9 protein-coding genes are annotated in these 11678 nt (G+C 65.2%); 1 reads left to right on the top strand and 8 read right to left on the bottom strand.

The genetic code is table 11. From position 1 onward, the window contains the following. Positions 1-416: 416 nt before the first annotated feature. A complete protein-coding gene (locus tag E6C76_RS22030; RefSeq protein ID WP_168734275.1) occupies positions 417-1547 on the bottom strand; it encodes a YncE family protein in 1131 nt (376 codons plus the stop codon). Between the two features lie 69 nt (positions 1548-1616). Between E6C76_RS22030 and E6C76_RS22235 the strand changes: the two genes are divergently transcribed. Then, entirely contained in the window at positions 1617-1856 is a 240-nt protein-coding gene (locus E6C76_RS22235; RefSeq protein ID WP_211090151.1) for a CopG family antitoxin, read from the top strand. Here E6C76_RS22235 and E6C76_RS07355 read toward each other — a convergent pair. The 7 genes from E6C76_RS07355 to fdnG all read right to left on the bottom strand — a co-directional run bounded on the left by E6C76_RS07355 (position 1844) and on the right by fdnG (position 11512). Next, positions 1844-4174 carry a TonB-dependent siderophore receptor gene (locus E6C76_RS07355; RefSeq protein WP_136347617.1) on the bottom strand — a complete coding sequence of 777 codons (2331 nt, stop codon included), beginning with the start codon at positions 4172-4174 and terminating at the stop codon, positions 1844-1846. The two genes, E6C76_RS22235 and E6C76_RS07355, sit on opposite strands and share 13 nt — an antisense overlap. A 253-nt stretch (positions 4175-4427) precedes the next feature. After that, on the bottom strand, positions 4428-5282 hold the full coding sequence (locus E6C76_RS07360; protein ID WP_168734276.1) for a FecR family protein: 855 nt from the start codon (positions 5280-5282) through the stop codon (positions 4428-4430). Between the two features lie 49 nt (positions 5283-5331). Beyond that, entirely contained in the window at positions 5332-5874 is a 543-nt protein-coding gene (locus tag E6C76_RS07365) for an RNA polymerase sigma factor (protein WP_136347619.1), read from the bottom strand. Between the two features lie 146 nt (positions 5875-6020). After that, positions 6021-6896, bottom strand: coding sequence for a formate dehydrogenase accessory sulfurtransferase FdhD (fdhD, locus tag E6C76_RS07370; protein WP_136347620.1), 876 nt, complete (start codon positions 6894-6896; stop codon positions 6021-6023). A gap of 19 nt (positions 6897-6915) precedes the next feature. Beyond that, positions 6916-7533, bottom strand: a complete 618-nt coding sequence (locus E6C76_RS07375; protein ID WP_136347621.1) for a formate dehydrogenase subunit gamma — start codon at positions 7531-7533, stop codon at positions 6916-6918. Then, positions 7530-8453: a formate dehydrogenase subunit beta gene (fdxH, locus tag E6C76_RS07380; protein ID WP_136347622.1), complete on the bottom strand. Its 924-nt coding sequence runs from the start codon at positions 8451-8453 to the stop codon at positions 7530-7532. The genes E6C76_RS07375 and fdxH overlap by 4 nt, the downstream gene beginning before the upstream one ends. Positions 8454-8464: 11 nt before the next feature. Beyond that, positions 8465-11512: a formate dehydrogenase-N subunit alpha gene (fdnG, locus tag E6C76_RS07385; RefSeq protein ID WP_136347623.1), complete on the bottom strand. Its 3048-nt coding sequence runs from the start codon at positions 11510-11512 to the stop codon at positions 8465-8467. Between the last annotated feature and the right edge of the window lie 166 nt (positions 11513-11678).

The following is an 11678-nucleotide window of genomic DNA, read 5'->3' on the forward strand; positions in this document are numbered from 1 at the left end:
TTTTCTAGATCGTGCCGCCACTCGGACGATCTCTCTTCGGTCTCATCGGAGACAATATCTGCGATAACCACCACCGTCGATAGGTCGAGTTTCGCTTCTTTCTCCTGCATGATAATTCCTAGTTATCAGTAAATTGGAAAGAAAAATTTATCTTAACCAGCAACTCTGGCCACCAGGACAAGACACATGTCCGACTCTCCGCAAGGCGAACCGCCACGTGCCAATACCCGATACGGGTAACCACCCTCAGATGGAGGCATTATTTTGAAGCATCCGATCACTCAAACCGCATCAGATTAAGCGGACGGATACATCATAGCAGCATCGGCTGCGGGCTCGCGGCCCGCAGCCGATGCTGCTATGCAAAGGTTTTCAAGGCAGCGGGTCATGCTAGTCCAGCTTTTTCGAACAGTGAGCTACAACCGCTGCAGATCAATACGCACCACCCGCTCCATCGGCGCAAGTTGGCCCCCCGCCGGAAACGCCCGCTTCACGGTCACGAACAGCACCTGCCCATCGGCCGACAGCGCCAGGCTGTTCGGGTGCGTGGGCAGTTCGATCTGGCGCTTGACGGCATACGTCGCCGCATCCACCACCGTTACCGTACCGCCTTCGCGGTTGGCCACATACACCTCGTCGCGCACCGGGTTGAAGCGGATGCCCACCGGCGACTTGCCCGTTTCCACCGTGTGCAGTACCTGGCCGTTCTGCGCATCGAAGACGAACAATTCGCCCGCATAGGTCGATTCGGTCGCGAACAGCCGCCGCGCGCCCTGATCCAGCGCCAAGTTGATGAAGTAGCGGCCGTAGCTGTCCTCCTTGCCTGCCGGCTTGGGCACCGCATGCAGGCCGACGCGGCGCATGCCCCGGGTGTCGATCACTTCGTACGCACCCGTGGCCCCGGTGTAGAGCAGCCCTTGCGAGGCGTCCAGCGCCATGCCGATACTCTTGCCGTCGGGCGAACGCAGCACCTGCTTCTCCGCCAGCGTGCGGCCGTCCAGCACCCAGACGATGCCGCCCTTGCCCACCCCGCCCACGTACAGCGTGCCGCTGGATTCATCCGCCAGCAGTTGCCGCGTGCGGATCGGCTTGCCCTCGTCGTTGAACTGCTCCAGCTTCACCGTGCCGCGCACCCGGCCGCTGGCCACGTCGATGGCGGTGATGGTGCTTTCCAGCGAATGGCCCGCGTAGAGAATGCCCGCCTGGTTGTCGCTGGCCAGCGCGAAGGGCTTGAGCGGCAGTTCGATGGTTCTTTGCAGCGCGAGGGTGTCGGCATTCAGCTGGTAGATGAAGCCACCCTTGCCGTCGCCGAAACGCTCGCCCATGCCGGCGACGTAGATGGCATTGTTGGCGCTGCTGTAAACCAGCTCGTAAATGCCGCGCAACTCGGCTTGCGCCACGACCGCAGAAGGCGCGGCAACCGCCGACGAAGCAGCAGCGTCCGACTGCGTGGCCGGCGCAGACGCGCAGGCCAGCAAGGACAGGCACGCCAGCGAAACAGCGCCAAGCCGGATGGCGCGCTGCACGAGGTTGATGTGTTGATCCATGAGAGTTCCAAAGAAGTCAAAAGATTTCGAGCATTTGTATATTCTGGCAATACACAAAGCGGGCCATTTATGAACAAACCGGCGAAGGCCACGACCAAGGTCCGCACGAAAGACATCCCCCGGTTCATCTCGCTGCGCCTGCCGCAGCACCTGCTGGACGCAATCAAGGCCGCCAATGCGCGCGACGTGCCCTACCAGTCGCTCATCAAGGTATGGTTGCAGGAGAAGGTGCATGACTGGGGGCGGGGCGCGCCCGCTCAGGTGGGCAGCGCCTCATGCCAGATCCAACAAGGGGTTCAGAAGTCGTAGCGTGCGCTCACGTTGAAGCTGCGCGGGGCGCCCCAGGTGTAGCCAAGGCCTTGGTACCCGGCGATGACATACGAGAAGTACTTCTTGTCGAACACGTTGTTGATGTTGGCGCTGATGCTCAACTGGCTGGTGACCTGGTAGCGCGCCATCAGGTCCAGCAGCCAGTAGCTGGGTTGTTGCACCTTGCTGCCCGCAAAACTGGCGGATGTTGCGGTCGTGGTGCTCTGCCAGCGGGTGGCCGCCCCTACCGTCAGGCCCTGGAGATGGCCGTCCGCGAAGCGATAGGTGCTGCCCAGCTTGAACTGGTGCTTGGGGTCGGACCCGGCATTGCTCAGGTTGCTGCTGTTCATCGTGTAGCCGCCCTGCACCTGCCAGCCCCGCGCCAGTTCGCCGGAAAGCTCCAGTTCGTAGCCGCGCCGGCTGGCGCCCATGATTGCCCGATACGCATAATCGCCGCTGGGCGTCCTGCCGCCAGTAGCCTCTGCCTCGTTGTCGGTTCTGATCCAGAAATGGCTGATGCTGGCGTTCAGGCGCTTGTCGAAGAATTCGCCTTTGGCACCGACTTCATAGGTCAGGCCCTCTCGGGGGTCAAGGATGCGCCCTTGCTCATCCTGACTGCTCTGGGGCTCGAAGATGCTGGCATAGCTGCCGTACAGCGAGACGTTCTTGCTGACATCGAACACCAGCCCGGCGTAGGGCGTGACCACACCGGTTTCTTTCAGACCACTGCCTCCCCACAGTGTTGTGTAGTCCTGATTTTCGTAGTTGGTGATCCGCGCACCCACAATGACTTTGAGCGGGTCGGCCAGATTGATGCGGCTTGCTGCGTACACATAGCGTTGCTTCCAATCGTGATGGCTGGCTCCAAACTTATTCGAGTCAAAGTCAGTATCGCCATTGGAAGCGCCAGCCCCAAGCAGCACATCATGGGTTCGGCCAAACAGGTGCACCGGGCCTTTCAGGTCGGCAATGATGCTGGAATTGCGGTTTTCGGTATCGAGATAGCGGGTGGCGGTATCGAAGTCGCCTCCAGAATCACCCAACAGCAGTTCAGGGATTTCGATGTTTTCATGCGCCACCTGGATTTTGCCCGTCCACCCATTGGCGAACTGGTGCTCCAGGCGTGCGAAGACGTTGGTTGATTCCTGCTCATAGCCTGACCAGGATGCGCCTGGGTTGTACGAGCGCGGCTTCCCGCCCAGGAACTGCGTGGGGTCGCTGGCGCTGTAGGCCACAATGTTGGTCCACATGGCCAGGCCGCGCACCTCGCGCTTGCGATAGGTCAAACCGGCGCTGAGCACGGTGTCGGGAGTCAGATCGAATTCCACCGTGCCATACAAAGTCCGGCTCTTGTTCTTTTCATAATCGCGGAAGCTGTCGCCATCGGTCACCGCCGCGGCCACGCGGCCGCGCAGCGTGCCGCTGGCATTGAGCGGGCCGCCCACATCCGCGTTGGCGTTGTAGTTGTTCCAGCTTCCCGCACTGGCGCCCACCCGCGCCTGGAACTCGCGCGTGGGGCGTTTGCGGATCAGGTTGACGGTCGCCCCCGTGTTGCCCTTGCCGACCAGCAGGCCATTGGAGCCTTTCAAGACTTCGATGCGATCAATATCCACCATGCTGTCCAGCGTGAAGTTGGTACTGCTGAAGTAGGCGTAGCCAGATGCGAGTTGCTGGTTGCCTTCGGTTTGCAGATTGACGCTGGTGCCACGCGCCTGGAAGCCGACATGGCTGCCCTGCCGGACGACCGTGATGCCCGGCGTCTGCTCCATCACATCGGTCAGCGTTTCCAGCTTGAAGTCGTCCATGCGCTGGCGGGTCATCACGGTCAGTGATTGGGGAGTTTCGCGCAGCGTCAGGCTCAGGCCGGTGGCGGCACCGCTGGGACCGGTCTGGGTGTAGCTGCCGGTGCCTTCCGTGGTGCCACTGCGGTCAGCGGCGGCGGTGACCGTCACCGGCGCCAGCGTGGTGCCTCCTTCCTTGTCCCGGACCACGGTGAAGGTGTTGGCGCCGCTGGGCTGGACCGCGAGCCCGCTGCCGGCGAGCAGTTGCCGCAGCGCCTGCTCGACGGTGAGCTGGCCGCGCAGCGCCGGAGCGTGCTGGGTGTTGGCGATGTCGGTGACGAAGACGATCTGCGCGCCGCTTTGCCGGGCCAGCGCGTTGAGCGCCTTGTCGAGCGGCTGGGCGGGGAGGTCGAGATCGAGCGCCGCGCCCTGGGCCAGGGCGATGCCACTGCTCAGCAGGGCCGCGGCCAGGGTGGTGAGGGCGGCGAGGCGCCGGACGGCGGCGGGCCGGTGCGGGGTCTTGCGGGAATGGAGCATCACGTGTCCCTTTCTACGGTAATGAGAAGAATTACTCTTCGTATGCCGTTTCGGGGTCTGGCAATGTACACCTTGTGGTGGAAATTTTTCTGAGGTGGGGGCCGGTGGGATTGGCGGCACTCGCATCTGTCCCCCCCACCCCTCCCACTCGAAGGGAGAGGGGGGGTGTGCGGGGATTACCAAGCCGCCCCTCTTCGGCACGTGCAGCCCTCCGCCGAAAGGAGAGGGAGGGGTGGCCGGGAAACGTTCAGCCTCAAGGAGCGGGCAGGCGCTCGACGTGGGGGGTGCCGTCGGCGGAACGGCCGAGGCGGACCGGGGCGAAGCGCGGCAGCAGGTCGATGAGCTGTTCGCGGTTGCCCAGGTCGAACTGGCCGGAGATGCGCAATTGCGCGGCGTCGCTGCCCAGGGTGACGGGCAGCGGGCCGTAGCGGCGCAGTTCGTCGACGACTTCCGCGAGCGGGGTGTTGTCGAAGACGATGCGGCCGTCGTGCCAGGCGGTGAGGTTGTCGACTTCGGCCGGCACCGGCCGGCCGGGTGCTTGCGGGGTGGTACGCAACATCTGGCCCCGGCCGAGTTCGACGCTTTCCGTGTGGCCGTTGTCGACGCGCACGCGGCCTTGCTGGACGCTGACTTCGACCGCATCGCCGGGCAGGCGGCGGACGTTGAAGGTGGTGCCGATGTCTTCGATGCGCGTGCCGCCGGCTTGCACGGTGAAGCGCCGTTCCAGCGCCGGCAGCAGGCCGTGCCAGGGAGCGTGGGCGACGTCGAAGGTGGCTTCGCCGCTTGCCAGCGAGAGCCGGCGCGAGCGTAGGTGCAGGGCGACGTCGACGCGGGAGTCGGTGTTGAGATGCACCCGGCTGCCGTCGGAGAGCGTCCAGACGCCGCTTTCCCCCAACACGGTGGTCATGGTCTGGGTCTGGTAGACGGGGTCGATCCACCAGGCGATACCCAGGGCGAGGCCAAGCGCCAGGGCGATGCCGGCGCGGCGCACGCGGGCGCTACGCTGGCGTTGCTCGGCACGCTGGATGATGTCGTCTGCACTGGGCAACTGAGCGCGCAGAGCATCGGCGTAAGGCGCCAGGGCGCTTTCCAGTGCCACGACACGCACGCCGCGTGCTCCGGATGTCGGTGCACAGGCTGGAGAGGGTTTGCGCGGGTCAGTCATGATCGTGCAGCACCGGCAGGATGTCTTCCAGCGAGCGGGCCAGGTGGCGCGCGATCATGCCGCGCGAGATGCGCAGCTTGTCGGCCACTTCGGCCTGCGGCATGTGGTAGAGGTGGATCAGGATGAAGACTTCCTGGCTGCGCGGCGGCAGGCCGCGAATGGCGCACAGCAAGGCTTGTTCGCGCTGCTGCCGGAGGGCGGCGAGTTCAGGCGAGGTCAGCCCGCTGGCGCCGCCGCCATCGCAGGCGAGTTCGCCGGGCAGGCAGTCGGTGGTGTCGATCAGCCCGGCGTAGGCACGTTCGCTGCGGCAGCGGTCGATGGCGGTGTGCATGGCCATGCGCCGCAGAAAGGCCAGCGGAATCTGGATGTCTTGTGCCGGTGCCGGGTTCTTCAGCACTTTCAGGCAGACCTCATGCACCACTTCCTGGGCAAAGGCCTTGTCGCCGAAGCGGCGGCGGACGTAGCCGATCAGTTCATCGTAGTGGGCGACGATGGCCTGAAGCAGGGACGGAGAGCCGGAGGGGGAGGACAGCATGGCGTGGGGCACGGGGAAAACCAGCCGATCTTACTGGTTTCCATTCTCATTTACAAAATGAGGGGCAAGAATGCTGCGCCCTGCCCCACCCGATCACCCGCCTTGGCACGGTATGCGCAGAATGGGCAGATGCCGCGCCGCCCACCTCAACCCGGCAGCAGGCGCTCCGCATGGGCGTAGGCCACCAGGCGGTCGCCGCGAGCGAAGCCGGCCAGCAGCAGGCCGCTGTATTCGGCCATGCGGCAGGCCATGGCGGTGGGTGCGGAAACCGCGACCAGTGCGCCGATGCCAGCGCGCGCGCTCTTCTGCACCATCTCGTAGCTCGCCCGGCTGGAGACCAGCGCGAAGCCCTGCGCCGCTTCCGCGTCGCCCTCGGCAAGGCGCGCGGCGCGCCAGCCGATGAGCTTGTCGAGGGCGTTGTGGCGGCCGACGTCCTCGCGCACCGCGACGATGCCGCCGTCCGGGCGCACCCAGGCGGCGGCGTGCGCGGCGCCGGTGCGCGCGCGTACCGGCTGGTGGCGGTCGAGTTCGGCGAGCGCGGCGCTCACCGCCGGGGCGGCGAGCACGGTGTCGCCCGCCAGTTGCGGCATGGCGCGGTCGAATTCGGCCAGGCTGTCGACGCCGCACAAGCCGCAGCCGGTGCGCCCGGCCAGCGCGCGGCGGCGCTCCTTGAGGGCAGCGAGGCGGCGTGCGGCGATTTCGATGCGCACCTCGATGCCGTTGGGCAGGGAAAACACCTCCCGGTCGAAGACTTCATCGGCGCTTTCGACGATGCGCTCGCTGAGTGTGAAGCCGAGGGCAAAGTCTTCCAGATCGGCCGGCGAGGCCAGCATGACCGCGTGGGAGATGCCGTTGAACACCAGGGCCACCGGCACTTCCTCGACCAGTTCGTCCACGTCGTCGCGCGCCGCCTGCCCGGCCGCCAGGCGCCGCACGGCGACCGCGCGGGCGGTCGGCCAGTGTGCCGGGTCGAAGTCGCGGGGTGCGGCTTCGGGCGGGCAGGCGGCGGGTTCGGATGTCATCGGCGGCACGCTCCGTGGCTTACTTGCGGCCGGTCATCTCCCGATACCAGCGCGGGTGGTGTTTCTTGGCCCAGGCGTGGATGACCACACCTTCGACCATGGCCCGGATGGTACCCTTGACCCACAGCGCGGCATAGACGTGCACGATGATGCCGGCGATCAGCGCGATGGCGCTGGCCGCGTGCAGCAGCAAGGCGATGCGAAGCACCGGAATGGGGAAGAACTCGGCGAAGTACTGACGCCAGATGATGATGCCGGTGGCCAGCAGCACCAGCATGCAGATGGACATCAGCCAGAACATGCCCTTCTGCCCGCCGTTGTAGCGGCCGATGTCGCCCACTTCGTTGCCCTTCATGACCTCGCCCACCGCCTTCATCCACTTCACGTCTTCCTTGTCGATGAAGTTGTGATGGAAGTAGCGGAAGAACTGCACGAGGAAGCCGACGAACATCACCACGCCGATGAAGGGGTGCAGCAGGCGCGCCAGCTGCGGCGTGCCGAACACGCCGGTGAGCCAGAAGAAGGCCGGGTAGAAGAAGGCCAGCCCGGAGATGGCCAGCAGGATGAAGCACCACACCACCACCCAGTGGTTGATGCGTTCGGCAACGGAGTAGCGCTGGATCAGTTTTTCCTTCATTTGGTCACCTCGGTTTCCTGGGTGGCGTGTTCGCCGTGTGCTTCGCCTTCCTCTTCTTCCTCGTCCGCCCGGTTGGGGCCGACGGTGGTGTAGTGGAAGAAGCCGAACAGGCCGGCGGCGGCGATGCCGATGGTGGCGAGCGGCTTCAACATGCCCTTCCACAGATTCACCGTGGGGCTGATCTGCGGATCGCTGGGCAGGTTGTTGTAGAGCTGCGGACGGTCGGCGTGGTGCAGCACGTACATCACGTGGGTGCCGCCGACGCCTTGCGGGTCGTACAGGCCGGCGTTGCCGAAGCCGCGCGACTGGAGATCGGCGACACGGCCGGCAGCCACTAGCTTCATGTCTTCCTTGGTGCCGAACTGGATGGCGCCGGTGGGGCAGGTCTTCACGCAGGACGGTTCCTGGCCCACGGCGAGGCGGTCCGAGCACAGCGTGCACTTGTAGGCCTTGTTGTCGGCCTTGTTGATGCGCGGCACGTTGAACGGACAGCCGGCGATGCAGTAGCCGCAGCCGATGCAGTGCTCGGACTGGAAATCCACCACGCCGTTGGCGTACTGGATGATCGCGCCGGGCGCCGGGCAGGCTTTCATGCAGCCGGGGTCGGCGCAGTGCATGCAGCCGTCCTTGCGGATCAGCCATTGCAGGCGGCCGCCCTCCTCCTGGTGCTCGGCGAAACGCATCACCGTCCAGCTCTTGGCGGTGAGGTCGATGGGGTTGTCATACACGCCGTGGTTGACGCCGACCTCGTCGCGGATGTCGTTCCATTCCGAACAGGCCACCTGACAGGCCTTGCAGCCGATGCAGGTGGTCACGTCGATGAGCTTTGCGATCTCCATCTTGTGGTCGCGCACCCGTGGCGCGGGGGTAAGCGCCGCGGTGGCCGAGCGCCCGATGATGTCTTGGGATTGCATGGACATGGTGTGTTTCCTCAAGCCTTCTCGACGTTGACCAGGAAGGCCTTGTATTCCGGGGTCTGGGTGTTGGCATCACCGACGCGGGGAGTCAGGATATTGGCGAGGAAGCCCTTGCGGGTGCTGCCCTCGAAGCCCCAATGGACGGGGATGCCGACCTGTTCGACTTCCTGCCCCGCCACCTGCAGCGTCATCACGCGTTTGGTCACCACCGCCTTGCCGCGGATGTAGCCGCGCTTGCTCGATACCTTGATCACATCACCGGCCGCGATGCCCTTGCTGGCGGCCAGCTTCTCGCTGATCTCGACGAACTGCTCGGGCTGCACGATGGCATTGAGGCGCGCGTGCTTGGTCCAGTGGCGGAACATTTCGGTGATCGAGTAGGAGGTGGCGACGAAGGGGAATTCCTCGCGCGTGCCGAAGCTGGGCAGATCCTCCTTGAAGATGCGCGACACCGGGCTCTTGCCGTGACCGGAATGCAGCGGATTGGCCGGGATCGGGCTTTCTTCCGGTTCGTAGTGCTCCGGGAAAGGGCCATCGACCAGGGCGCCCATGGAGAAAATATGCCCCACGCCGTCCTGCAGCATGATGAAGGGGCTGACGCCGCTGTTGGGCGGCGAGCCGACCGGGTAGTCGGGCACGTCGGCGCCGCTCCAGCGGCTGCCGTCCCAGTGCAGGAACTTGCGTTGCGGATCCCAGGGCTTGCCGGCCGGGTCCAGCGAGGCACGGTTGTACAGCAGGCGGCGGTTGGCGGGCCAGGCGAAGGCCCAGCCCGGGGTGTTGCCGAAGCCGGTGTCGGTGTTGTCGCGGCGGGCCATCTGGTTGCCGGCCTGGGTCCACGAGCCGGTATAGATCCAGCACAGGCTGGAGGTGCTGCCGTCGTCGCGCAGGTGGGCGAAGCTGGAAAGCAGTTCGCCCTTCCTGGCGATCAGCCTGCCCTGGTCGTCATGCAGGTCCGCCAGGGCATAACCATTGAGCTGCTTGGTCACTTCTTCCGGATGCGGGTCGCTCGGATCGTGGTAGTGCCAGTCCAGATTGAACACGGGCTCCGGGTAGGCCCCGCCTTCCTTCTCGTACAGCTCGCGCAGCTTCATGAGCAGGGTGCCGAGGATCTTGCCGTCGTGGCGCGCCTCGAAGGGCGGCGTCTGGCCGGCCCAGTGCCACTGCAGCCAGCGCGCGGAGTTGGCGATGGAACCGTCTTCCTCGGCGAAACAGGAGGACGGCAGACGGAACACCGTGGTCTGGATCGTCGCCGGATCCACGTCGTTGAACTCGCCGTGGTTCTCCCAGAAGGAGGCGGTTTCCGTCTGCAGCGGATCGATCACCACCAGGAACTTCAGCCTGGCCAGCGCGTCGCGCACCTTGCCGGAAGAGGCCGCCGCGGCGATGACGTTGAAACCCTGGACGAGGTAGCCATTCACCTTGCCCTTGTACATCTGGTCCACGTAGGCCATCACGTCGTAGCTGCGGTCCCACTTGGGCAGCCAGTGGTAGCCGAAGTCGTTCTCGGCGGTGGCTTTGTCGCCCCACATGCCCTTGAGGAAGCTGACCATGAACTTCGGCGTGTTGCGCCAGAAGTTCACCTGGCTGGCCACCAGGGTCTTGGGCGTGCGTTCGTCCAGGTAGCTCTGCAGCGACTGCTGGTTCTCGTGCGGCAGGGTCAGGTAGCCCGGCAGCATGGTGGTCAGCACGCCCAGGTCGGTGAAGCCCTGCACGTTGGAGTGGCCGCGCAGGGCGTTGATGCCGCCGCCCGGCATGCCGATGTTGCCCAGCAGCAGTTGCACGACGGCGGAGGCGCGGATCATCTGCGAACCGCCGGTGTGCTGGGTCCAGCCCAGGGCGTAGAGGATGCTGGTGGTGCGCTCGGGCACACAGGTGGTGGCCAGCACCTCGCAGACCTTCAGGAAATCTTCCCTGGGCGTGCCGCAGATGCTGCTCACCATGTCCGGCGTGTAGCGTTCCACGTGCATCTTCAGCAGGTTGAACACGCAGCGCGGGTGCTGCAGGGTGTCGTCGCGCAGGGCGTAGCCGTCGGGGCCCAGTTCGTAGGCCCAGGAAGAGCGGTCGTAGGCGCGCTTTTCGGCGTCGTAGCCGCTGAAGATGCCTTCGTCGAAGCCGTAGTCCTCGCGCACGATCAGCGGGGCGTTGGTGTAGGCCTTGACGTATTCGTGCTGGATCTTGTCGTGGTTCAGCAGGTAGTTGGCCACGCCCAGCAGGAAGGCGGTATCGGCGCCGGCGCGGATCGGCGCGTAGAAGTCGGCGACGGCGGCGGTGCGGTTGAAGCGCGGGTCCACCACCATCATGTAGGCCTTGTTGCGCACCTTGGCCTCGACCGCCCACTTGAAGCCCACCGGGTGGGCTTCAGCCGGGTTGCCGCCCATCACCAGGATCACGTCGGCATTCTTGATGTCGACCCAGTGGTTGGTCATCGCGCCGCGCCCGAAGGACGGCGCCAGGCCGGCCACGGAGGGGCCGTGGCACAGGCGGGCCTGGTTCTCCAGGTGCACCATGCCCAGCGCGCGGGCGAACTTGACGTCGAGGATGCCGGTCTCGTTGCTGGCTGCGGAGGAGCCCAGGAAGCCGGTGGTGGTCCAGCGGTTGACCACCTGGCCCTTCTCGTTGCGCTCGACGAAGTTGGCGTCGCGGTCGTCCTTCATCAGGCGGGCGATGCGCTCGATGGCCTCGTCCCAGCCGATGCGCTTCCATTCCTTGCTGCCGGCTTCGCGCACTTCGGGGTACTTCAGGCGCTGCGGGCTGTGAATGTAGTCGATCAGGCCGGAGCCCTTCGGACAGAGCGAACCGCGGCTCACCGGATGGTCCGGGTCGCCCTCGATGTGGAAGATCTTCTTCTTCGCATTCTTGGCGCCGTCGCCCAAGCTGTACATCAGCAGGCCACAGCCCACCGAACAGTACGTACAGTTGTTGCGCGTCTCGGTGGCGCGCAGCAGCTTGTACTGGCGCACGCCGGCCAGCGCAGCGCCGGGCGCCATGCCGAGCGCGGTCAGGCTGGAAGTACCCAGCCCGGCGGTGGAAATCTTGAAGAACTGGCGTCTGGTGATCTGCATGAACCCTCCTGGCAATGCGTTACCCGGAAGGCTCACGCGCCCCGTCGACGAGCCCGGGGCCCGCCACGCGCGGTGAAGCGACGGAGACGACACGCGCCATCCGGTACGGTTATTACTTCAGCACTATCCGTGCCAACCCGGAGAGCGGTGCCTGCAAAGGGAAATA

This window comes from Pseudothauera nasutitermitis, assembly GCF_004801295.1.
In the GTDB taxonomy this organism is placed as follows: domain Bacteria; phylum Pseudomonadota; class Gammaproteobacteria; order Burkholderiales; family Rhodocyclaceae; genus Pseudothauera; species Pseudothauera nasutitermitis.